Here is a 22207-nt window from a genome sequence, read left to right on the forward strand (position 1 = left end):
CCCCGCTGTTCGAGGACAGGGTGTATCCCTCGGCCCCCAGGCTGGACGGGCCGTTCGGGTCGAGCACAAGGGCCTGGGACTGCGGCTGCGAGCTGGTGACCACGGGCAGCGTGTAGCCCGTGGCCGGCGCCAGCAGTCCGGACAGATAGCTGCCGACTGCGACAGCGTCGGGGTCCGTCGAGACCACGTCGACGGGGGTCTGGGCGGTGAGCGTGAACCCGCTGCCCGACACGGCGGTCTCGGACACCGGCTGCGGCACGATCGCCGGCGGCGGCGGCAGGGTGGCCGCCACGGCACGGTGCTCGTCCACACCTGCCAGGAGGGGGACGGCGAGGGTGAGAGCGGCGAGGATGCCGAAGCCGCGGCTTCGGCTGTGCGACAGGCGCATGTACGTACTCCTTCGGAAACCCAGAGCGGGGTGAGGCCGTACGGCTGGAGGGATGGAGGGTCGATGGGGACGGTCAGGTCAGCCGTGACGAAGCGAGCGGGGCGGTGCCGGAGGGCAGGGCCGTGACGACATTCTCCCCGCAGCAAGCGACATTGGACCAGACTTGTGCGTGAAACTGCTTCCAACTGCTTAGTTCCAAGCAGCTTCGATCAAAAGGTGGCAGGAGCGGGGAAGGCGAGTCAACCCGTACCCGCCCGTAGTTTTCCGCCCCGACCGCACCGGGCCCTCACTCTTCGGCCGCCGCCCGGCCCCCGGGACCTCAGCCGCACGGAAGCCGACCCGCGAGCGCGCTGACGCCAACCAGCGGGAAAGTGACGCCACATTGGATCATCACGTTGGAGTGGCCTGCGGCAGGCGCGGCTCAACCGGGCGTCGGCGCGCGGATCACCGACGAAACCCAGGAGCAGAGGGTGCGCGCGGCGGTTTGCGCGCCGGACGGTCACGCTCGCGGCCGACGTGGCCCGCGCCGAGGAGCGCGAAACAACACAGACAGGAACGGGGGCAGGGCTGAGAGCCCTGCCCCCGTCGAGGTGCCGATGCGTCGGTCAGCGTCGCACCGGCCTGGGGCACCTTTCGATGCTTCCCCGTTCCCGTTTCCGGCGGGGGTGGGTCAGGAGACCGGGGCTCCGTACACCCCCATCTCGTACAGGGAGTAACCCCAGGAGGTCTTGCGGCGGACGCCCTGCATCCGGACGTACGTCACGGGTTCGCCGCTGGTGAGGCGTACGACGTCGTTGCCGCAGCCGTCCGGCTTCTGCGTGGACACGGTCGTCCACTCCGTGCCGTCGACGGAGGTCTGGATCGTGTACTCGGCGGCACAGGCGCCTTCCCAGGCGAGTGTCACCGCGGCGACCTTCGCCGGGGCGGCGAGCCGGATCTGGACCCATGAGTCGTCCGCGTAGCCGGAGGCCCAGCGAGTGCCCATCAGACCGTCGTTGACATGCCGGGCGGCCAGCCGGTCGAGGTTCTGTTCGACGCTGGAGGCGCTCGCCGTTCCGTTCAGGGCGAGGTTCTGGCCGCCCCCGGCGATGTCCCACAGCTGGAGCCGGACGTCGGCCTGGACGAGGAAGACGTCGAGGACGCCGTCGCCGACCTTGGCCTGTGCGCTGCCCCAGGTGTTGCGGGCGGGTAGCACGCGCACGGCACGCGCCTGCTCCTGGAGGGTCCGTGACCGGGCCAGCAGGGTTTCGGCGCGCTCCTTGTCACCGGACTGCCGGGCGTCGAGCGCGTCGAGCATGCCGGTCATGGCCTCACCCCACAGCGCGGTGGCGTCGAGCCACGGGGCGGCGTCGGCGGTGAAGCCGGGTTCGACCCGGCCGGCGCGTATGACCGAGGGGGCCTGCTGGATCGCCTCGGCGTACGCGCGCAGATCCGTCACGGCCCGGGCGCGGTCGCCGGAGTCCCATTCCGACCAGAACCGGGCGATGCGCTGGGTGAGTTCGGGTGCCTGCGGCTGCCAGGGCGTGGAGCCGAACGTCGGCGCGAGATGCTGGAGGTCGCCGAAGACGAGCAGCGCGTCGGTGGACGGCTGGTCGCCGCCGGCGAGGTAGGCCATGGCGCGCCGGTGGTTCGCGGCGGCGTCGTAGGCGGCGTCGTTCCAGGTGAAGTCCGCGACGCCGAATACGGCGACCTTGGAGGCGTACGGCTGGTTCATCGGGTTCGCCACGATGCCGGACAGATGCTGGGACAGGCCGGCCTCGCGCTTGTCGTACGGGGCGAGCAGCAGCCGTCCGCTGGTGTTGCCGAAGTCGTTGACCGGGTAGTTGTCCCAGACGAACACCTTGCGTCCGAACAGCGCCGACGCCCTGTCGGCCTCCTCGTTGGTGATCTTCGGCGGGACGACGTCGGTGCCGGTCCACATCACCACGACGGCCGGGTCCAGGGCGGCGCGCAGAGTCTGCTTGTAGGTGGTGTCGGTGAGGTCGCCGTACTCCGTCGGAACCATGTGGAGCGGCTGCGTACCGGGGTGGGTGGCGACGAAGTCGCGCTGCACGTCGTTGAGGAGGTCCACCTGGGCCCGGGCGGCCGCGGTCCGGCCGGGCGACCCGTACGCGGTGCGGTCGCCGGCGCAGTTCCACCGGGTGTAGCTGATGTCGTCCAGCGGGACGGAGAAGGCCCGGGCGCCGAGGTCGTAGAGCGCCTGGAGCTTGGTCTTGAGGGCCTGGCGGTCGGCGGGGTCGGAGTAGCAGATCGACTCGCCGGGCGAGACGGCGAAGGTGAAGCGGACGTGGTTGTCCGTCGCCCGGTGTATCAGTTCGCCCAGTTCGGCGAGCTTCTCCGCCGGGTAGGGTTCGCGCCACTTGCCGCGGTGGTAGGGGTCGTCCTTGGGTGCGTAGACATAGGTGTTGGCCTTGACGTCACCGTAGAAGTCCATCTGGTCCAGGCGCTCGGCATGCGTCCAGGGCAGGCCGTAGAAGCCCTCGATGGTGCCGCGCAGCGGCATGGCGGGGAAGTCACGGACCTCGGCGCCTGCCACGGTCCACCGCTCCTCCTCGCCTTCGTCGTCGAGGACGAACAGCTGACGAAGTGTCTGTACGGCGTAGAACTGGCCGGCCTCGTCGTGGCCGCCGAGCGCGATCTGGCGGCGGCCTCCGCTGCCTCCTGCGACGCGCAGGGCGTAACCCTCGGTTCGGGCGGGCGCGGCGGTGCCTTTGAGGGCGGCGGCGATGTCGGGCCGTGCGGCCGGGCCCAGCCGCACGGTGAGCAGGCCTGCCGCGGCTGCGGGCACGGCGTCCGGGGCCACGACGTCGACGCGGTCGGCGCCGTGGGACTTGAGTTCGGCGACGAGCCGTTGGCGAGCGGCGGTGTCGGTGTCCTCGTCGGCGACGACGAGCACCCGGCCGGTGACGACCGCGTCGGCGCCGGAGCGGGCGATGGACTGGGGGTTGGGCGAGACGGGGGGCAGCGGGGCGAGGGTGGCGGCGGACGCGTCGATGGCGTGGGCGGGCGGTACGAAGGAGAGCGCACTCAGGGCGAGAGCGCTCGCCAGGGCCAGGCATGTTGCGGTGGCAGCTCTTTGCTTCTTCACAGAACCTTCCGAACTGGTCTAGACCACTTGGGGGGCGTCCATCGTAGAACGCGCCGGGCTCCGCACTCAAGAGGGCGGTATGCAAGCGATGTTGAGCCGGCACCGTGCGAGGCCGGGGTGGACGCGGACGAGCCACCCATCACGGTCCGCGCGGAGATGCCATCGGCGGCAGCTCCGCCGACGGGGCCCCGCCCGCCCCTCGCCCGCAGGTGACCCGGGCTCCGAGGACCCGCCGACGCCAGGTCACAGCGGGTCACCGGCAGAGGGGCGACCCATCCGAAGCCTCGATGGCCGGACACCTGGAAGTCACCAACCAGAAAGGCAAGAGAAACAACAGAATTCAACACACCTTTGAAGCCTGGCCCGCTGCGCCGCACGTCACAGCCGCCGGCGCGGGCAGTCGCCGACCGCGCCCTCGTCTCGACGGCCCCCTGATGGCATGCTGAACCGATTCGCGACAGCTACGTAGACATGGCCTCTACTGCGGCACCCGAGTGCGGTCCGTCAGGTACCGGGTGGCTGTCCGTATGCGCAGGCGGCTGGTGCGGCAGCGTCGACCGGGACGGTGAGGACGGCTCCCGCGATACCCGGTTCGCACAGGCCGATCCTCGCTGTGGTGACCAGCAGGCGCCCACCCGCCGGATGCAGACATACCGAGGTGGGTTGGAGGGCGGGCAGGCGCACGGTGGCGTCGAGCGCGCCGCTGTCGTCGTAGCAGTGGACGGCGCCGTTCCCCCAGATGGCCACCCAGAGGCGGCCGCTGGTGTCCACGGTCATGCCGTCGGGCGAGCCGCCGTGGCCGACGCGGGCGAACTCGTCCCGGCTCGTGAGGTTGCCCTCGGTGTCGAGAGCGCAGCGGTAGATGACGCCTGCCGCGCTGTCGGCCAGGTAGAGCGTACTGCCATCGGGGCTGAAGGCGGGCCCGTTGACGATGGTCAGGCCGTCGAGTACGCGGTGTACGGACCCGTCGACGTCGGTGCGGTAGAGCGAACCGGCGCCCGGGGTTCCGTCGTAGGGCATGCTGCCGGCCCAGAACCTGCCGCGGGAGTCGCACACGCCGTCGTTCATCCGGGTGGGAACGGGCGAATGCTCTTCGGGGCGTGCCAGCCAGTCGGACTTTCCGTCGGGCGCGAGCAGAGCGATGCCGGTTCCGGCGGCCGCGATCCAGTGGCCGGGGCGCCCGGCGACGGGGGCGACGGCGCCGAGTGGCATGTCCAGACGCAGGAGCTCCCTGGCGTGGCGAGGCGCCTCGGCGGGAAGTTCGAGGAGGCGTCCGGACAGGATGTCGACGAAGACCAGTCGGCCGTCCACCCAGCGGGCTCCTTCGGCGAGTTCGAAGTCCCCCGGCGCCCAGACTTCGGCCTGCGGCACGGGACGTCGCATGGTGCCTCTCCTTCGTGGTGAACGCGGCTAACGCAGGGTGGTACCCGCGGGGCTGTCGAGGAGAGCGAGGTCGCGCCTGCCGGGAAGGTCCTCCCAGTCGCCACGGGTGGCGACCGAGCAGGCACCGCTGTTGATGGCGCGTTGGAGGCGGCCGTCGGTGTCGAGTCCGTCGAGCAGCCCGGAGAGGTAGCCGGAGACGAACGCGTCACCCGCGCCGACGACATCACGGACGGGCACACGGCGGGCGGGGACGCCGACGGTGCCTGCGGCGGCGGTGACACTGGCTCCGTCGCCACCGCGTGTGATGACGACTTCGCGTCGCCCCTGGGCGAGAAGCGCGGTGAGCGCGTCCTTCTCGTCGAGGGCCGGGTCGTCGGTGATGAGGTGGAGTTCGTCCGCCGATGCCACGACGATGTCGGCGTTCCGGGCCAGCGGCAGCAGTGCCCGCCTGGCTTCGCCCTGGGTCCACAGCCGTGCCCGGTAGTTGACGTCCAAACAGACCGTGGCACCCAGTTCCCGGGCTCGGGAGGCCGCGGCCTCGACCGCCTGGGCGGCCGACGGACCGAGGGCCGGGGTGATGCCGGTCAGGTGCAGGATGCGCAGCCCGGGACGCAGGGCGGCGAGCACATCCGGGGTCCGGATCGCCGAGCCGGCGGAACCGGCGCGATAGTAGCGCACCGTGACAAGGTCGCCGATGCCGTCCTCTCGTACGAGCAGGCCGGTGGGCCGCCCGTCGGTGTCGGTGCGCACATGTGTGACGTCGACCTGTTCGGCGCGCAGCGTGCGCAGCACGAGCGTGCCGAACTCGTCATCCCCTACGGCGCCGACCCAGCCGACGCGGTGACCGAGCCGGGCCAGTCCGATGGCGACGTTCGATTCCGCACCGGCGATCGACAGCTCCATGGGAGGCGCCAGCGGTATGGGCCCGGTGGCCCGCAAGGCGGCCATGGCCTCACCGACGGTCACGACTTCCGGCCCCGGGGCGGCGGTCATCCTGCCACCGCCTCGGCGAGGGCGGCGCGCCACCGTGCGGCGCGGACGCGCAGCGCCGCCAGGTCACCGCCGTCCGCGGCGTCGCCGATGAGAGGCGAGCCGACACCGACGGCGACAGCACCGGCGGCGAGGTAGAGGGCGGCGGAGGCGGCGTCGATGCCGCCTACGGGCAGGAAGGGAACCGACGGGAAGGGCGCGCGCAGTGCTGTCAGGTAGCCCGGCCCGCCGAGAGAGGCGGGGAAGAGCTTGACGGCGAGCGCTCCGCGTCCGGTGGCCGAGATGACCTCACTGGGTGTCAGCGCACCCATGAGAACGGGAAGTTCGCTCGCAGCGCCGTGCTTCAGATCGTCCACGGTTCCCGGGGTGACGAGGAAGCCGGCCCCGGCGTCGGCGGCTCGGGCGGCGTCCGCGGCGGTCAGAACCGTACCCGCGCCGAGTGTGGCGAGGCAGCCGAGTTCGCGGCGGGCCTGTTCGATCACCCAGGGGGCGTCGGCGGTGGTGAGGGACACCTCGGTGGCGGTGATGCCTTCCTCCGCGAGGGTGATGACCGTGCGCAGGGCGGCGTCGCGGTTGTTTCCGCGGACGATGGCGAGGGTGCGGTACGGCAGTTCGGTGAGCTTCATCCGGTGCTCTCGTCAGGGGCGGCGGCGGGGCCGCGGTCGGCGGTGATCCACAGTTCCCAGCGCAGTTCGCCGGACGACGGCACTATGGCCGCGTCGCCCGGTCCGGCCTCGGAGAGGTCGAAGACGGCGCCCAGCATCGGCTCGACGCCGATGCTCCGGTAGGGCGTACCGGTGCGGGGGAATCCGCGCAGGTTGCGCCACAGGGCGACGGACACGGGCACGTCGGCGTCGGTGCGCAGGGAGAGCGACAGCCGGTCGGAGCCGTCGATCACGGTGATGTGACGGCATCCTGTCAGTATCGCGCCCACCGCTGTGCCGTCGTCGGGGCCCAGGCGGTCCAGGCGCACTCCGAAGGGCGCGGGCCACGGGCCGGTCACATGGCGGGCCGTCACGGGCCACGGCGTGTCGATCAGAGGGAGTGACTCGGGGAACAGTCTGGTAGGTGTCGTTTCGGGCGCGACCAGGCGTGCGTCCTCGGTCAGGTCCAGCAGGGCGTGCGCTGCCCAGACGAGTCGGTATCCGGGCTCGGCGGACAGGTGGTACGCGGCGCACAGCGCACCCGCCGGGCCCGGCCGCAGGCGTCGGCGCAGTGTGAAGTCGGTGTGGTGGAGCGCGTCCGTGTCGCCTTCCCGCCGCCAGGGGCGCGACCACGCGTCGCCGTGGTCCGGGATGCCGCGCACCGTGGGGAGGCACTCCTCCAGGCCGCCCGCGTCGACGAACGCGTCGCCGGGTCCGACCGAGGCGCGGTCGGGGTCGGGTCGGTGCCAGAGCCACTCCCGTCCGCCGCCACGCAGGCTGGTCCACCGTCCGCCGTGGTCGAGGTCGGTCTCGGCGGACAGAACGACGTGATTCACCATTCCGCGAACGCTCCGTCCTCGTGCGACCAGACGGGGTTGCGCCAGCGATGCCCGTGCTCGGCCGCTCGACGTACGGCGTCCTCGTCGATGTCGATACCGAGCCCGGGCTTGGTGGGCAGAGCGGCATGCCCGTCGGTGAAGCGGAACGGTTCCGTGTCGAGGAGGTAGTCGAGCAGGTCGTTGCCGCGGTTGTAGTGGATGCCGAGACTCTGTTCCTGGATGAGGAAGTTCGGCGTCGCGAAGCCGATCTGCATGCTTGCCGCGAGTGCTATCGGGCCGAGCGGGCAGTGGGGGGCCATGGCGACGTCATGGATCTCGGCGAGGGCGGCGATGCGCCGGACCTCGGAGATGCCACCGGCGTGCGACAGGTCGGGCTGGGCGACGGCGATCCCCGTGGTGAGCACGTCACGGAAGTCCCAGCGGGAGTAGAGCCGTTCCCCGCAGGCGAGCGGCACGGTGGTCGCATCGACGAGGCGGCGCAGATCGCGGGCGTGCTCCGGCAGGACGGGCTCCTCCACGAACAGCGGGTGCAGCGGCTCCAGCAGGGGGAGGACGCGCCGGGACATGGCGGTCGACATCCGGCCGTGGAAGTCGACCGCCACGTCCCGGTCGTCGCCGAGGACTTCACGCACGGCAGCCACCCGGTCGACGACCGCCTTCGTCTGGGCGGGGGTGTCGATGAACCGCATCTGGGCGGATCCGTTCATCTTGACCGCGGTGAAGCCGGCTTCCACCTGTTCTTGTGCGAGCTCGGCGACGTGCGTGGGGTTGTCGCCGCCGATCCACGCGTACACGCGCAGCCGGTCGCGGACCGGGCCGCCCAGCAGCTGGTGCACGGGCACCCCGTACGCTTTGCCCTTGATGTCCCACAGTGCCTGGTCGATGCCGGCGACGGCGCTGGAGAGTACCGGCCCCCCGCGATAGAAGCCGCCCTTGGTGAGCACCTGCCAGTGGTGCTCGATACGCAGGGGGTCCTCGCCGATGAGGTAGTCGGCGAGCTCGTGCACGGCGGCACGGACGGTCTCGGCACGGCCCTCCACCACGGGTTCACCCCACCCCGTGATCCCTTCGTCGGTGGCTATGCGCAGGAACTGCCAGCGTGGCGCGACGAGAAACGTCTCCAGGCCTGTGATCTTCATCCGGTCTCCCTGGCGGGGTCGTGTATCAGGCTGTCGAGGTCGGCGGCGGCCTGGGCGAGCAGACGGTGGACGGCGCGCTCGGCGGCGTCCGGGTCCCGGGACCGCACTGCGTCCAGGACAGCGCCGTGCGCGGGGACGGCGTCCGCCCACTCGTCCCTGCCGTGCACCAGGTGGTCGCGCACGCGCAGACCCGCTTCGAGGACGACCTCCATGCGGGTGAGCAGTTCGTTGTGGGCGGCGGCCAGCAGAGCCCGGTGGAAGGCTAGGTCGGCCTCGACCATGGCATCGGTGTCACCGCCTGCCGCCGCCATGCGTTCCAGGGCATCGGCGAGTTGGGCGAGGTCGTCATCGTTTCGCCGCTGGGCGGCGAGACGAGCTCCGGCCGGCTCGACGATGGACCGCACCTCGCCGAGGTTGGCCATGAAGTTCTCGTCGGGGACACCGGTGCCCTGCCAGCGCAGGAGGTCGCCGTCGAGGAGGTTCCAGTCCGCACGAGGCCGGACGAACGTGCCGCGCTTCTGCCGTGAATCGATCAGCCCCTTGGAGGCCAGGACCCGGAACGCCTCGCGGAGCACGGTCTTGCTGACCCCGAGCTCCTGCTCCAACCGGTCCGGATAGAGCGACGACCCCGGCGGGTGGACACCACCGACGATCCGCTCACCGATGATGTCGACGATCTGCTGGTAGAGGCCGCGAGACGGCTGGTTCACAGGGGCTCCCCGTCCATGCGCCCGGTCAGGCTCCGCACGACCGGCGCGTCGATCTTGATGTGTGTCACGCGGAAGCCTTGACGACGGACCAGCCGCCGTCCACGACGAGGCTCGCGCCGGTGACGAAGGAGGCGTCGGCAGAGGCGAGGAACGCGACCGTGGCTGCCACTTCTTCGGGCGTGCCGAACCGCTTCGCGACCGTCTCGGCCACGCTGTCGGCGCGGCTGTCCTCGTCCACGCGGTCCCACGCCGCCGTCATGATCGGTCCGGGCACGACGGTGTTGACCCGCACCTGCGGCCCGTATTCGACGGCCAGTTGGCGACCGAGCGCGCACAGCGCGCCCTTGGCCGCAGCGTACGCGGGATGCCCGGCCAGACCGATCAGGGCGTGAACGGAGGAGGTGAGCACCACCGAGCCGCCGCTGTCCTTCAGGGTTCCGGCGAAGGCGCGCATTCCCAGCCACGCGGCCTTCAGTGTGACTGCCAGCTGGCCGTCCCACTCCGCCTCCGTCAGATCGTGCGCGGGTTTGACGACCACCGCGTAGGCGTTGCTGTGGAGGACGTCCAGCCGCCCGTACCGCGAGACGACGTGCCGCGCCAGCTCGTCCCACATGGACGCGGCCGTCACATCGCCGTGCCAGTACTCGGCCCGGCCGCCCTGCTCCGTGATCCCTTCCACGGTCGCGCGCCCCGCGGCGTCGGCGATGTCCACGACCACGACCGCCGCGCCCTCCGCGGCCAGACGTCGCGCGGTGGCGGCGCCGATACCGGAGGAGGCACCGGTGATCACCGCCACTCGATTCTCGAACCTGCGAAGGGTCTGCTCTGGCATGCCGCCAACATACAACGATGCATTAATTATGCAAATATCTTCCCGTCGGGTGCCTCGCGCACTCGAGATCGGCAACCGAACGACCCCCGAGCCACCACCGTCGAGCGCCCCTCGCCCGGGGCAGGCGATCGAACCGGGCCGGCCGTGGCACGGTGGGCCCTTCGCGGGGTCAGCAGGCGCGCAGGGCTGCCGCGGGGCCGATCACGCCGGGGCCGTACTCGGCGCGGATCCGGTCGACGGTTCGCTCCGCGGACGGCTGGGCTTTCCGGCCGGTACCCAGGCTGATCCGCTCACCCACCCGCTCGGCCTCGGTGAAGTCATCGGCCGCGAGGCCGAGTTGCCGCATCTGGCGACTGCGATGAAATCGCCCTGCCGGAGTCCGCCCACCAGGCGACACCCCAGCTCTCCCATGGCGGGCCGGCTGTCGCCCGGATCGCCACGTCCGTTCCGAGAGCGCGGAGCTTAGCAGCTAAGCTGTCAAATGCTGGCCGGGGGCCGGACACCCAGGTGCCACGGGTGACGGAACGGATGAGAGAGTGACCGCATGACGATCAGCCGGACGACCCTGAGCCACCATGTGGTGCAGGAGATCATCGAGGAGATCAAGCAGCGGGGTCTGCGCGCGGGCGACGAGATCCCCGCCGAGGCAGAGCTCGCCGAGCGGTGCGGCGTCAACCGGCTCGCCGTGCGGGAGGCGATCCGCACGCTCGTGGCCCGGGGGGTCCTGGTATCCAGCCAGGGCAAGCGCGCGAGGGTGGCCCTGCCCACTCCGGCGGTACTGGAGCAGATCCTCGACTTCCGCCTCAGCCAGGACGCCATGGACTTCCAGGACCTGCTGGACACCCGTCGGGTGATCGAAGCTGAGCTGGCCCGGCGGGCGGCGGCGCGGGTCGCGGCCGGCGAAGGCTCGACGAAGGATGCCGAGCGTGCGCTGGACGCGATGCGCGAGGCCACCGACGCGGAGGCGTTCATCGCCGGCGATCTCGCCTTCCACCAGGCGGTGGCGGACCTGGCGGTCTCCGGTCTCTTCTCGTTCATCCTCGCGGCCATGAACGGCGTGCTCGTCGAGGCCCGCCGGGCGAGCTACCGGGGCAGGGCGCGGCGCGGCGCCCGGCAGGACGCCACCGTGGAAGCGCACCAGCGCATCCTCGACGCCGTCGCGGCCGGCGACGAGGACGGTGCGGCCAAGGCCATGACCGATCACCTCACGGAGACGGGTCATGACCTCGGCCTGTAGCGGGCGGGCCGTCACCCCAGCAGGCGCACCCGGGCCGTGCCGGTCCATCCGGCCCACAGGCTGATCGACGGGTCCACGTAGTTGCCCCAGGCGAGGTCGGGGTAGTTCACGCGGGCGCTGACGATCAGGCCGACGGCGGCCGTGTCCATGCCGAAGGGGTCCCCGCCGAGCGCCTCGACGGCGTCGAGGCTGACGTAGGCGTCGGCGGAGGCGGCGTTCTTGCGGCCGGTCACCCGGACGGTCACGGTGTGTTCGCCTTGGCTCAGGCCGGTCCGTTCGAACACCCGCTGCTGGAACTGCTTGGCAGAGGCGTACAGGTCCACCTCGGTGACGGGCCCGCCGTCGACCGAGATCGCGACGATGCCGAGGTTGGGGCCCTTGGGGCAGATCACGCGCACGCCCGTGCCGTGGAACGCGGCGGTCGCCGTGTCGTCGGCGTTGTTGCTGAACGACTCGGTGTGCCCGAGGTCTTCGCTGGTAAACGGCTCCGACGCGTCCGCGTGGGTCCACGATCCGGCGTAGCGGACGCCGGGCGACGCGTCGTCGATCACCGTGCTCACCGCGCGGAAGGCGTCGACGACCACGAAGGTGTCCTTGGACTCCGCGTTCTTGGAGCCGGTGCACTCGACGGTGATGGTGTGCCGCCCGTACGGCAGCGCCGCGCTGCGGAAGACCAGTTGGGCCGGGAGCTTGCCCGGTCCGTACAGGTCGAGCAGGGCCTCCTGCCTGCCGTCCACGGAGATCTTCACGATGCCGAGGTTGTCCGCCTTCGCGGAGTAGAACCCGACGCCGGTGCCGGTGAAGGTGAACTCCGCCTTGTCCCCGGTGACGTTGGTGAAGGACTCCGTGCCGAACAGGTCGCCCGCCGTGTACCCGGCGCTGGGGTCCGCGTGTGTCCACGCGCCGGTGTAGACGATGGCGGGGTCGGCGTCGTCGACGAGCGGCGGTTCGACCGGGGCCAGTCGTACGGCGTCCTCCCCGTCCGACTCGACCTGTACACCGGGACCCGAGGCCCCGGCAGTCGCCTTGGCGATCCTGACGTTCAGCTTGGTGCTGCGGAAGTCGTTGGTCCAGTGCGCGGGGCTGTTCTTGCCGAAGAGGAAGTACGAGTGGGTGTCCTGGGCCCACGGCCACTGGGGCTGCGTGCCGTAGCCGTCGCTTCCGGACGCGCGGTGCTTCAGCGCGGTTCCGGACGCCCGGCCGATGTGGTCGTCGGGGTAGGCCGTCCACTGTCCGTCCCGCTGCCAGGTGAGGGTGTCGGTCCCGTCCGCCAGCACGTACCGCACGCCGACGTCGGTGACCTCACCGGAAGGCGGGTTGGCGATCGTGTACGTCGTGGTCAGCAGACCCCGGCCGTCGACCGCCACCTTGATCGTGGTGTCGATGTCGCCGAAGCGCCCGGTGAGGGTGACGACCGCCTGCCCGCCGGTCGTGGTGGCCGTGGCCGAGGAACCGGTCCACCGGCCCGGGACGGCACGCGAGATCACGAGATCGGGACCGTCGGTGATCACGCGCCGGCCGGCGGCCGTGGCCTCGGTCAGCCGCGCCGTGCTCTTGTCGAACACAACCGTGAAGGGCACGTCGACTCCGGTGACCACGATCCGGTCGGCGCTCTCCTCGACGGTGGGAGCGGCGCCGCCCGCCGGCGGGACGTCCGGTGTCCTGCGGCTGTTCAGCCACAGCCGGTACTCGTCGACCAGCGCTCCGCCTCGGCGGAAGGTCAGCCGGAGGGTGTCCCCCGCCGCCCAGGGGCCGGCCGGGACGGTCAGGGACCCGGTCTGCCGGGCCGCCACGTCGACGCCGGTGAGCGTTCCCGACCTCCCGCCGATCTGCCAGGTGATGGCGAGTTCGCTCAGGTTGCTGTGGTCGTACCAGTTCGTGACGGGCACGGTGATCGCGGCGCCCGGGCTCTGTCCCGTGAGGACGCCGTCGGCGATGCGGACCGGGGAAAACGCCTTCTGGGTCAGCCAGAACTCGGGCTTGCGGCGCCGCCACAGGTCGATGACACCCCATTCGCCGTAGCCGACCGGGCCGTTGGGCAGGTGGAACACCTCGTCGATCGCGGCCCAGATCGCGCCGCCGACCACCCCGCTCGTGGTGCGGAACTTCTCCGCGAACTTGTCGATGCTGTGGCCCCAGAAGTCCCGGGCTCCGGGGTCGGCCTGAAGCGTGGCTGTGTTGTAGCAGGCGACGTGGGCGAACTCACCGTACTGGATCGGCTGGTACCAGTTGCCGTTCGCGTTCCACAGGTTGGGGTAGTGACCGGCGTAGATGTCGGTCTGGTTGCCGCCGTTGCGCTGCTGTACGTCCTCGAAGACCGTGGGGCGCGACGGATCGACCTCGTGGGCGTAGGTGTTCTCCGCGGCGAAGTTGCGGCCCATGCCGCTCTCGTTGCCGACGGACCACTCGACGACACAGGCGTGGCTGCGGTCCCGCTCGATCATCTCGGCGAACTGGGACATGTACTGCTCGGTGTACGCCGGGTCGTCCACGGTGTCGTACTGGAAGCACACGGGCGCCTCCAGCTCGACATAGAGTCCGAGGCGGTCCGCCCACTGGAGCAGCGCCGGGGTCGGGGGGTAGTGCGAGGTGCGGATGAAGTTGCAGTTGGCCTCCTTGTAGAGGCGTACCGCCTGCTCCTCCAGGAGAGGGCCCGCCGAGCGCCCCTCGCCGGGCGAGATGCTGTGGTGGCAGACGCCGAGCAGGTGCACCGGCTTGCCGTTCACCAGCAGCTGGTTGCCCTCCGCCTTGACCTGGCGGAAACCGATCTCCCGCCGCACGGTCTGCGTCTGGTTGCCGGAGGTGTACGTGGCGGTGAGCGTGTAGAGGTTCGGGTGCTCCGCGTCCCACTTGCGTGGGGCCTTGACCGAGATGGCCGCCGTGTTCTGCGGCGTCGAGCCGGTCAGCCTGATGCGGGACGGGGAGAGCGCGACCGCTCGGCCCTGCGGATCGGTGAGGGCGAGGTCGACGGTGCCGTTCTGGCTTCCGGTGAGGGCTCCGGCCGCGGTGACGGTCAGCGTGGCGTCGGTGTAGGAGGCGTCGAACGTCGTGTCGGCGTGGAGCCGGGTGAGGTGCGCCTTGGGCAGCGCCACCAGGGTCACGTCGCGAAGGATGCCGCCGATGATGTGCTTGGCGTAGGCGGACTGTGCGGCGATGCTCGTCGGACGGTCGGTCACGCCCAGGGTGATGACGGCTTCCCGGCCCGGGCTGACGAGCGAGGTGATGTCGGCGTACCAGGTGGTGAATCCGCCGTCGTGGGTGCGCACCGCGGTGCCGTTGACCCACAGACGCGCGAAGCTGTAGACGCCGTCGAAGCGGAGCATCACGCGCCGGTTCGCGAAGTCGGCGGGGATGACGACCTTGACCGCATAGGCGCATTCGGCGTTGGACGGGACGGTCTTGCCCTGGAGCGCGGGTTCGCCCGGGACGGATACCGCGTCCCAGGACGAGATGTTGGTGCCGGACGTCCAGAACGACGCCGGCGGCGTGGACGTCCAGCGCCAGCCGGAGGTGAGGGGGATGCGCGGGGCGGCGACTCCCGAGACCGTCTCGGGAAGCGGCGGCACCACCGGGAGCGCCATGGTGGCGGCACTCGCGGGAGCAGCCGTGAAGATATCGCCGACGGCGGCGAGGACACCGGCCGCGGCCATGCTCTTCAGGATGTTTCGCCTGGTCAAAGCGCTAGGTGCCGACTCGCCGTCACGGCGGCCGGGGGATGCGCAGGAATCAGATGACGTCACGGTCGTGCCTTTCTTAGCAACATGGCTGCCAGGTATGTATAGGGCCCACTCCCCCTCTCGGACAAGGGCCGTGACACAGGTCGGTGCAGTTCGCCCGAAGCGAGGGATCCATGAAGTCGCCCCGCCGTCCACGCAACAGGTCTCAACACCACCTGATGCGACCGCCAAGAACCGGTCGCGCACATTCCGGGCCCGACGAGGTCTCCGTCGCGCTCGGCGCACCCCAGGGCTGGACCGTTGAGGCCATGACACAAGCAGCGGCGAGAGCGCGGTCGGCGACGGCAAGCCGCCCTCTCCGCGGCAAGGTCGTCACCAACGCCCTTGCCGCGCACGCCTTGAGCAGCGCCGGGTCTGCCAGCGGCGGGAAGTGCTCCGCGGAGGCCGCGAAGACCGGGCCGGGGTGACGAGATCGGGGTCTCGGGACGGCGGTCTTCGAGATCCTGGCGGACGGCAGGACGGCGAACGGCAAGGAAGCGGCCGGCATCGGAGGAAGCATGACCGGGCCATGACAACACATCCAGCGGCGCGAGGGTGCCGGCCGCTCCGGCGCTGCCCGAGGCCGACTGCAGAGACCCCTCCCGGTGGGTGCCGCCCGGATCCCGGATGAGGCGGGCCCCGCCGCCGACGGCGACGTCGGCGCACCCCCTGGAAACCGTCTTGAACGGACTGGCCGCCGAACCCACGGTGGTGTCGCGGCAACACCCTTTGCTCCGCACCACATGAGGGAGCGGATGGGAAGCAACGTCTGGGACTTGACCGGTCCCGTGGCCGAGGAGGTCTGAGCTGCTGAACTCGCCGCTCCGTAGCGCCTGGCGGTCGTCGGCCGCCACCGACCGTCCACGAGGCGTTCGGTGGCGGCCGGCCGGTCAGCGGTGAACGTCTCCGCCGCCGAGCAGCGACAGCTCGTTCCTGCGCGGCAGGCCCTCCCAGTCGCCCATGACGGCGACGGAGAAGGCTCCGCAGGTCGCCGCGGTACGCAGTCGCTCGATGGGCTCGGCTCCGTCCAGGTGGGCCGCCAGGTATCCGGCGACGAAGGCGTCCCCCGCGCCGATCGGGTCTACGGCGGTGACGCGGACCACGGGCTGTTCGACGACCGCACCGTCGACGACGGCGACGGCCCCGTCCGCCCCGAGCTTGATCACCGCCTGCCGAGGGCCGAGGTCGGCCAACGCCCGCGCCATGGACAGGGGGGAGGAGCCGTCGACGAAGAGTCGCGCCTCCTCCGGGCCGGCGAACACGATGTCCGCCCGGCGCACCAGTGAGCCGAGAGCCGCGGCGGCTTCGCCGCGGGACCACAGGAGCGACCGGTAGTTGACATCGAGCGACACCGTGACGCCGGCCCGGCGGGCGATGTCTGCGGCCTGTCGCACCGCCTCCAAGGCTGTGCCGCCCAGCGCGGGAGTGATACCGGTGATGTGAAGGAGGCGAGAGCCGGCCACGAGATGTTCGTCCACGTCGTCCGGGGAGAGACTGGAGCCCGCGAGTCCCCTGCGGTAGTAGGCCACACGGGTGTGATCGCTGGTGCGGCGCTCCCGCAGCATGAGGCCGGTGGGCAGGCTCGGCTCGACGCCGGCACCGGAGACATCGACTCCCTCCGCTCGCAGGCCCGCGAGGATCATCGAGCCGGCGGCGTCGTCGCCCACCTTGCCGATCCAGGACGCGGTGTGCCCGAGCCGACGGACACCTATGGCGACGGTCGCCTCGGCACCCGCGAAGGACAGCCGCGCGCTGTGCCCGGGGGCAAGCGGTCCCAGATCGGTCGATGCGACGACCGCCATGGCCTCGCCCAGGGTCACGAGATCGGTCATACGGGGAGTCCTTCCAAGAGGTTGATGAGCCGGGCGGCACGTTCACGCAGAGCGTCGAGGTCACCGCCGGCGCAGGCGTCTCCCACCAGCGGGCCGCCCATGCCGAGCGCTGCGGCGCCCGCGGCGAGGTAGGCCGGTGCCTCGTCGAGGGAGATGCCACCGGTGGGGACGAGCGGAATGTCAGGCAGAGGCGCCCGGACAGCGCGCAGGTATTCCGGGCCGCCGACGGACGCGGGAAACAGCTTCACCATCGCGGCGCCCGCCCGCCAGGCCGAGAGGATCTCCGTCGGGGTGAGGGCGCCGGGCAGCACCGGCACACCGAGGCGGCGCCCCTCCGCGATGACCTCCAGCGACGTGGCAGGGGTGATCAAGTAGGCCGCGCCGGCGGCCACCGCGGCCTCGGCCTCGCGCGGGGTCGTGACCGTCCCGGCGCCCAGGACGGTACCGTCCGGAAGGCTCTGGGCGTATTCACGCAGCGCGTCCAGGACATGGGGCGTGCTGAGGGTGAACTCGACGGCCCGGATGCCTTCCTGGCGCAGGGTGTCGGCAACCTCCGGGAATCGACTGGCGGAGGTGGACCGCAGAATCGCTACCACGGGTGCGGCGGCGAGGGCGGCGGCGAGGGGGGTCATGGGATCTCCTGGCGTGTGAGGTCGTCGAAGGGCACTGCGGGCAGCCCGGTGGATCCCGGTCTGCACACGAACAACCGACCGGCATCAGGTTGCGCACGACGCTCGTCCCGCGTGAGACCTTCGGCGGCGGTGGTGATGATCAAGATGTCCAGCCGCGGGCCGGCGAATGTCACGCTGGAGACCTGCGACGCGGGCACCGAAACCTGCGTGTGGGCGGTGCCGTCGGACGCGTACGCCCGCACCTGTCCGGCTCCCCAGATGGCGACCCAGAGGCTTCCGTCACGGTCGACCGTGAGTCCGTCGGGAACGCCGCCGCTGACTTCCACGAACGGTCTGCGCCGACTGGGCGTGGCGGTGGCGAGATCGTAGTCGAAGACGTCCACGCGCCCTGTCGCACTGTCCGCGTAGTAGAGCAGCTGTCCGCAGGGACTCCAGGCGAGGCCGTTCGAGACGGTCACGGACTCCATGAGGACGCGCAGCCCTTGAGGCTCGAGGAGGTAGAGAGCTCCCGCGCCGGGTACCACGTCGGTGGCCATCGTCCCGACGAGCAGCCTGCCGCGGGGGTCGCACCCCGCGTCGTTGAAGCGCCGCCGTATCCCGTCCGCGGGGAGCGGTGCGGTGGCGACTTCCTCCGCACGGCCATCGGTGAGGCTCAGCATCTGGATGGAGGTGCCGACGGCGGCGATGGTCGCGCCGCTGCGACAGGGATGGACGGCGCCGACGGTGCTGTCGAGCGCGAGTGTCGTCCGGCGCACGACGTCGGGCAGACCGGTGCCGTCACCGCGGGTGCCCAGCGAACCTCGGTGAAAAAGACCCGCGGTGATGTCGACCCACAGCAACTCCTGGGACCGCTGGTCCCACACAGGTCCTTCCGTCAGGCGGCCCGGGACGGGGCCGCAGGGAACGGCGCTCAAGTGCTGCATGCCCGGCTCCTCTCCTCAGAAGGGGTCAGTGAGGGAGTCCGACAGCGCGTTCCCCGCTCCGTCGTTGCTGGATGACGACGGCGATGACGAGGAGGGCGCCCTGGGCGACGTTCTGCCAGAAGGTGTTGATGCCTTCGACGGTGAGGCCGTTCTCCAGGCAGCCGAGGAGGGCGACGGCGAGGAGGGTGCCGCCGATGGAGCCCTTGCCGCCCTTGAGGGCGCAGCCGCCGAGCGCGGCGGCGGTGATGGCCTTGAGTTCGAGGCCCTCGCTGCCGGAGACGGGCTGGCCGGAGCCGGTGCGCGCGGTGAGCAGGATGCCGGCTATGGCGGCGACGACACCGATGAGGGCGTAGACGGCGATGAGGTACTTGTTGATGTTGATGCCGGCGAGGCGGGCGGCGGTGTCGTTGCCGCCGATGGCGTACAGATTGCGGCCGATGTCCGTGTACTTCAGCATCAGGTGCACGGCCAGTGCGGTGACGACGAGGATCCAGACCATGACGGGCAGTCCGGCGATCTTGCCCCGGCCGAGGAAAACGAAGAAGTCGTTGCTGAGGACGTAACCCTGCGCGCGGCCGTCGGACAGCAACTGGGCGAGGCCCTTGTAGGCGGCGAGGCCCGCGAGGGTGGCGATGGTGGGGTTGACCCGTCCGTAGACGATGACGAGGCCGTTGACGACGCCGACGAGCACACCGACGCCGATCGCGGCGAGCATGCCGACGACGGCGTTGGAGCCGGTGCCGGTGAAGACCATGGCGCTGACGACGGAGGCGACGCCGACCTGGGAGCCGACGGAGATGTCGAGGCCGCCGCAGATGATGACCACGGTCTGGACGACCGCGAGGAGACCGGTGATGGTCGCGGCCTCGGCGATCACCTGCATGTTGGACAGGCTGAGGTAGTTCTCGTTGAGCGTCCCGAAGAGGACGAGGACGAGGAGGAGTGCTCCGATGAGGCTGAGGTTCTGCCCGCCGAGGCCGGCGAACCGCTTCGGCCGCAGAGGTTCGGAGGAGTTCGCCGGGTTCTTCGTGTCGGGCGAGGTGCTGGTGATGCTCATGCGGAGGCTCCAGAGGCGTGGGCGCCGACGATGTCGTCCGCCATCGCGAGGGCGAGTATGGATTCTTCGGTGGCTTCGCTGCGGTCGAGTTCGCCGGTGATCCGGCCGCCCTGCATGACGACGACCCGGTCGGCGAGCCCGAGGAGCTCGGGCAGTTCCGAGGAGATGACGAGGAGGGCCACGCCCTCTTCGGCCAGGTCGGCGATGATCTGGTAGATCTCCGCCTTCGCGCCGACGTCGATGCCCCGGGTGGGCTCGTCCAGGATCAGCACCTTCGGCTTGCGGGCCAGCCAGCGGGCCAGGACGACCTTCTGCTGGTTGCCTCCGGACAGCTTGCGCACCTCGTGCTCGATGGAGGGGGTACGGACCCGCAGCCGGTCCACGTACTCCTGCGCGACCTTCTTCTCCGCCGCGCGCCGGACGAGGCGGAAGCGACGCAGCCGGTCCAGCACGACGGTGGAGGTGTTGTCGCGGATCGAGCGCTGGAGGAAGAGCGCCTGTGCCTTGCGTTCCTCGGGGGCGAGGCCCAGGCCGGCCTCGATGACCTGGCCGGGGCTGCCGAAGCGCAGCGGGGTGCCGTCGAGGGTGGCGGTGCCGGAACGGACCGGCAGGTCACCGGCGAGGGCAAGGGCGAGTTCCGAGCGTCCGGCGCCGATGAGTCCGGCGAGGCCGACGACCTCGCCGGCGCGGACCTGGAGGTCGATGCCGGTGACGTCGTCGGTGGTGACACCTTGGACGTCGAGGACGATCCGGCCGGGGGTGACGCGCTCGCGGGAGAACATGGCGGACAGGTCGCGGCCGACCATGAGGCGGACGAGCGCGGCTTCGTCGGTGTCGGCCGCGTCCTGGACGCCCGCGAGGCTGCCGTCGCGCAGGACGGCGATCCGGTCGGCGAGTTGGAAGATCTCCTGCATGCGGTGGGAGACGTACACGACCGCGATGCCCTGGTCCCGCAGCCGTCGGATCAGCGTGAAGAGCGCCTCCACCTCGTGCTCGGACAGGGAGGAGGTGGGCTCGTCGAACGCGATCAGCCGGAGCTCGGAGTCCCCGGTCAGGGCCCGCATGATCTCCACCAACTGCCGCTGGGCGGGCGTGAGCTGGGAGCCGAGCAGGGCCGGGTCGAGGACGCCGCCGAAACCGAGCCGCTCCAGATCCGACTCGATGCGGCGGCGCAACTCGGCGCGGTCGAACCCGCGGCCGCGCCGGCGGGGCAGTGCGCCGGCGTAGACGTTCTCGGCGACCGAGATGTGCGGGATGATCTCGGGTTCCTGCGGAATGATCCGGATGCCGGACGCGCGGGCCTTGGCGGGGGCGTCGAGTACGACGCGCTCGCCGTCCACGACGACGTGGCCCTCGGTGGGCTGGTGGTCGCCGGTGAGGATCTTCAGCAGGGTGGACTTGCCCGCACCGTTCTCGCCCATCAGGGCGGTGATCTCGCCGGCCGGGAAGTCGAGCGTGACGCCACCGAGGGCCTGGACGGCGCCGAACCGTTTGACGACCCCTGCCACGCCGAGGGAGACGGGAGAGTGCGGAGGGTCTTTCGGACGGGGTGCTGTGGTCATGTGTCGGTTCACCTCGAAGCTGTGGTGCGGTGGAGAAGGGGCCCCTGCCCGCCGCTCGGGACGGGGCGGGCCGGGGCGGAGGCCGGTGGTCGCGGCGGAGCGCGTCACCGGCCGGCCGGGGGTCAGCCGCAGCTGAGACCGGCCGACTTCCAGGTGCTCGCGTCGACCATGGTGGTCGGGGCGAAGGCCTCCGCGGGGAAGTCCTTGCCGTTCTTGAGCTTGTCGTACATGGTCTGGACGGCCAGGGCGCCGACGTCCTTGCCGTTGATGAACAGCGCGGCCTTCATGCCGGACGGCTTGCCCGACTGCCACTCCTTGCAGGCGAGGTAGGCCCCGAGGCCGACACCGATGATGTTGTCAGGCTTGATGCCGGCGTTCTGGAGCGCGGTGACGCCACCCGCGACGTTCTCGTCGTTGCAGCCCCAGACGACCCAGTTCTTGACGCCGGGGTTGGCGGTGAGGGTGGCGGCGATCTTGTCCTGGGCGCCGGTGGGCGTGTTGTCGGTGGGGACGTCGATGTTCTTGACTCCGGGGACGGCCGCTTCGAACGCCTTCTTCGCCCCCGTCACCCGGTCGCCGCAGACCGTGACGTCCTGCTTCCAGGCGGAGATGACACGGGTGTCGGCCGCCTTCCAGCCCGCCTTCTTGAACTCGGCGGCGGCCCGCTTGCCGACCTCGTCTCCCATCTGGGCGCCGCTGAAGCCGACGCGCGGGACGAGGTCGGTCTTGGCGCACGTGGCCGGGTCAGGGCCGGTGGTGCAGATCTGGTCGTCGGAGGTGAGCAGAGCGACCTCGGCGTCCCGGGCGGTCTGGACGACCTGCGGGCCCACGGCCGGGTCGGGGACGACGACGATGACGCCGTTGGCCTTCTGGGCGATGGACGACTGGACCTCGCTGATCGTCTTGTTGGCGTCGTTGCCGAGGTTCACCACCTTGAGGTCGATGCCCAGTTCGTCGGCCTTCGCCTTCGCGCCGGCCGCCTCGCCCACGAAGTACTCCTGGTCGCCCTGCTTCTGCAGATAGGTGATCGAGATCTTGCCGTCCACCTTCGCGACGGAGTCCTCCGCGGCGGTCTCCTTGCCGGAGGAACAGGCGGTGCTCAGCCCCAGGGTGAGCAGCAGTCCGGTGGCGATCACGACGTGTCGGCGGTTGGAACGGAACATGGTGGCTCCTTTGTGCTGTACAGCGACCGCCGACGTCTTGCACGTAACGGGGTCGTATGACGTGGGGGACGG

Annotated in this window: 18 protein-coding genes; 1 reads left to right on the forward strand and 17 read right to left on the reverse strand. The window is 70.8% G+C overall.

What is annotated here, in order from left to right:
* From ABZZ79_RS05320 to ABZZ79_RS05365, 10 genes are all read right to left on the reverse strand, one after another.
* On the reverse strand, positions 1–388 hold a 388-nt coding region (locus ABZZ79_RS05320; protein WP_356686692.1), incomplete at its 3' end, for a glycoside hydrolase family 20 zincin-like fold domain-containing protein.
* A 670-nt stretch (positions 389–1058) separates the two neighbouring features.
* Complete coding sequence (locus tag ABZZ79_RS05325) at positions 1059–3476, reverse strand: beta-N-acetylglucosaminidase domain-containing protein (RefSeq protein ID WP_356686694.1); 2418 nt, start codon at positions 3474–3476, stop codon at positions 1059–1061.
* Between the two features lie 504 nt (positions 3477–3980).
* On the reverse strand, positions 3981–4859 hold the full coding sequence (locus ABZZ79_RS05330) for an SMP-30/gluconolactonase/LRE family protein (protein ID WP_356686696.1): 879 nt from the start codon (positions 4857–4859) through the stop codon (positions 3981–3983).
* A gap of 27 nt (positions 4860–4886) precedes the next feature.
* The gene (locus tag ABZZ79_RS05335) at positions 4887–5852 is read right to left on the reverse strand and encodes a sugar kinase (RefSeq protein WP_356686698.1); all 966 of its coding nucleotides are present in this window, start codon (positions 5850–5852) and stop codon (positions 4887–4889) included.
* Positions 5849–6475 carry a bifunctional 4-hydroxy-2-oxoglutarate aldolase/2-dehydro-3-deoxy-phosphogluconate aldolase gene (locus ABZZ79_RS05340; RefSeq protein ID WP_356686700.1) on the reverse strand — a complete coding sequence of 209 codons (627 nt, stop codon included), beginning with the start codon at positions 6473–6475 and terminating at the stop codon, positions 5849–5851. The genes ABZZ79_RS05335 and ABZZ79_RS05340 overlap by 4 nt, the downstream gene beginning before the upstream one ends.
* Positions 6472–7332, reverse strand: coding sequence for a hypothetical protein (locus ABZZ79_RS05345; protein ID WP_356686702.1), 861 nt, complete (start codon positions 7330–7332; stop codon positions 6472–6474). Before ABZZ79_RS05345 ends, ABZZ79_RS05340 begins: the two co-directional genes overlap by 4 nt.
* A complete protein-coding gene (gene dgoD, locus ABZZ79_RS05350) occupies positions 7326–8471 on the reverse strand; it encodes a galactonate dehydratase (RefSeq protein ID WP_356686704.1) in 1146 nt (381 codons plus the stop codon). The genes ABZZ79_RS05345 and dgoD overlap by 7 nt, the downstream gene beginning before the upstream one ends.
* Positions 8468–9181, reverse strand: coding sequence for a FadR/GntR family transcriptional regulator (locus tag ABZZ79_RS05355; protein ID WP_356686706.1), 714 nt, complete (start codon positions 9179–9181; stop codon positions 8468–8470). Before ABZZ79_RS05355 ends, dgoD begins: the two co-directional genes overlap by 4 nt.
* 64 nt (positions 9182–9245) lie before the next feature.
* The gene (locus tag ABZZ79_RS05360) at positions 9246–10013 is read right to left on the reverse strand and encodes an SDR family NAD(P)-dependent oxidoreductase (protein ID WP_356686708.1); all 768 of its coding nucleotides are present in this window, start codon (positions 10011–10013) and stop codon (positions 9246–9248) included.
* Between the two features lie 169 nt (positions 10014–10182).
* Positions 10183–10359: a hypothetical protein gene (locus tag ABZZ79_RS05365; protein ID WP_356686710.1), complete on the reverse strand. Its 177-nt coding sequence runs from the start codon at positions 10357–10359 to the stop codon at positions 10183–10185.
* A 198-nt stretch (positions 10360–10557) separates the two neighbouring features.
* On the opposite strand from ABZZ79_RS05365, the gene ABZZ79_RS05370 reads away from it, so the two are divergent.
* Positions 10558–11250: an FCD domain-containing protein gene (locus ABZZ79_RS05370; RefSeq protein ID WP_356686712.1), complete on the forward strand. Its 693-nt coding sequence runs from the start codon at positions 10558–10560 to the stop codon at positions 11248–11250.
* Between the two features lie 11 nt (positions 11251–11261).
* Here the strand turns inward: ABZZ79_RS05370 and ABZZ79_RS05375 are convergent, their stop codons facing one another.
* The 7 genes from ABZZ79_RS05375 to ABZZ79_RS05405 all read right to left on the reverse strand — a co-directional run bounded on the left by ABZZ79_RS05375 (position 11262) and on the right by ABZZ79_RS05405 (position 22135).
* Positions 11262–14900 (reverse strand): glycoside hydrolase family 2 TIM barrel-domain containing protein, encoded by a 3639-nt coding sequence (locus ABZZ79_RS05375; protein ID WP_356686714.1) that lies wholly within the window; start codon positions 14898–14900, stop codon positions 11262–11264.
* Positions 14901–15856: 956 nt separating this feature from the next.
* Positions 15857–16798, reverse strand: coding sequence for a sugar kinase (locus tag ABZZ79_RS05380; protein WP_356686716.1), 942 nt, complete (start codon positions 16796–16798; stop codon positions 15857–15859).
* Entirely contained in the window at positions 16795–17430 is a 636-nt protein-coding gene (locus tag ABZZ79_RS05385; RefSeq protein ID WP_356686718.1) for a bifunctional 4-hydroxy-2-oxoglutarate aldolase/2-dehydro-3-deoxy-phosphogluconate aldolase, read from the reverse strand. The genes ABZZ79_RS05380 and ABZZ79_RS05385 overlap by 4 nt, the downstream gene beginning before the upstream one ends.
* The gene (locus tag ABZZ79_RS05390; protein WP_356686720.1) at positions 17427–18353 is read right to left on the reverse strand and encodes an SMP-30/gluconolactonase/LRE family protein; all 927 of its coding nucleotides are present in this window, start codon (positions 18351–18353) and stop codon (positions 17427–17429) included. Before ABZZ79_RS05390 ends, ABZZ79_RS05385 begins: the two co-directional genes overlap by 4 nt.
* A 25-nt stretch (positions 18354–18378) precedes the next feature.
* Positions 18379–19410 (reverse strand): ABC transporter permease, encoded by a 1032-nt coding sequence (locus ABZZ79_RS05395; RefSeq protein ID WP_356686722.1) that lies wholly within the window; start codon positions 19408–19410, stop codon positions 18379–18381.
* Complete coding sequence (locus tag ABZZ79_RS05400) at positions 19407–20972, reverse strand: sugar ABC transporter ATP-binding protein (protein WP_356686724.1); 1566 nt, start codon at positions 20970–20972, stop codon at positions 19407–19409. Before ABZZ79_RS05400 ends, ABZZ79_RS05395 begins: the two co-directional genes overlap by 4 nt.
* A gap of 122 nt (positions 20973–21094) precedes the next feature.
* Positions 21095–22135 (reverse strand): substrate-binding domain-containing protein, encoded by a 1041-nt coding sequence (locus tag ABZZ79_RS05405; protein ID WP_356686726.1) that lies wholly within the window; start codon positions 22133–22135, stop codon positions 21095–21097.
* Positions 22136–22207: the final 72 nt, after the last annotated feature.

It is taken from the genome of Streptomyces sp. NPDC006458, assembly GCF_040612135.1.
Classification (GTDB): domain Bacteria; phylum Actinomycetota; class Actinomycetes; order Streptomycetales; family Streptomycetaceae; genus Streptomyces.

Bases quoted from the DNA above. Each gene is read 5' to 3' on its own strand.
- ABZZ79_RS05330 (WP_356686696.1), bottom strand. From the start codon at position 4,859: ATGCGACGTCCCGTGCCGCAGGCCGAAGTCTGGGCGCCGGGGGACTTC.
- ABZZ79_RS05335 (WP_356686698.1), bottom strand. From the start codon at position 5,852: ATGACCGCCGCCCCGGGGCCGGAAGTCGTGACCGTCGGTGAGGCCATG.
- ABZZ79_RS05340 (WP_356686700.1), bottom strand. From the start codon at position 6,475: ATGAAGCTCACCGAACTGCCGTACCGCACCCTCGCCATCGTCCGCGGA.
- ABZZ79_RS05345 (WP_356686702.1), bottom strand. From the start codon at position 7,332: ATGGTGAATCACGTCGTTCTGTCCGCCGAGACCGACCTCGACCACGGC.
- dgoD (WP_356686704.1), bottom strand. From the start codon at position 8,471: ATGAAGATCACAGGCCTGGAGACGTTTCTCGTCGCGCCACGCTGGCAG.
- ABZZ79_RS05360 (WP_356686708.1), bottom strand. From the start codon at position 10,013: ATGCCAGAGCAGACCCTTCGCAGGTTCGAGAATCGAGTGGCGGTGATC.
- ABZZ79_RS05365 (WP_356686710.1), bottom strand. From the start codon at position 10,359: ATGCGGCAACTCGGCCTCGCGGCCGATGACTTCACCGAGGCCGAGCGG.
- ABZZ79_RS05370 (WP_356686712.1), top strand. From the start codon at position 10,558: ATGACGATCAGCCGGACGACCCTGAGCCACCATGTGGTGCAGGAGATC.
- ABZZ79_RS05375 (WP_356686714.1), bottom strand. From the start codon at position 14,900: ATGGCCGCGGCCGGTGTCCTCGCCGCCGTCGGCGATATCTTCACGGCT.
- ABZZ79_RS05380 (WP_356686716.1), bottom strand. From the start codon at position 16,798: ATGACCGATCTCGTGACCCTGGGCGAGGCCATGGCGGTCGTCGCATCG.
- ABZZ79_RS05385 (WP_356686718.1), bottom strand. From the start codon at position 17,430: ATGACCCCCCTCGCCGCCGCCCTCGCCGCCGCACCCGTGGTAGCGATT.
- ABZZ79_RS05390 (WP_356686720.1), bottom strand. From the start codon at position 18,353: ATGCAGCACTTGAGCGCCGTTCCCTGCGGCCCCGTCCCGGGCCGCCTG.
- ABZZ79_RS05395 (WP_356686722.1), bottom strand. From the start codon at position 19,410: ATGAGCATCACCAGCACCTCGCCCGACACGAAGAACCCGGCGAACTCC.
- ABZZ79_RS05400 (WP_356686724.1), bottom strand. From the start codon at position 20,972: ATGACCACAGCACCCCGTCCGAAAGACCCTCCGCACTCTCCCGTCTCC.
- ABZZ79_RS05405 (WP_356686726.1), bottom strand. From the start codon at position 22,135: ATGTTCCGTTCCAACCGCCGACACGTCGTGATCGCCACCGGACTGCTG.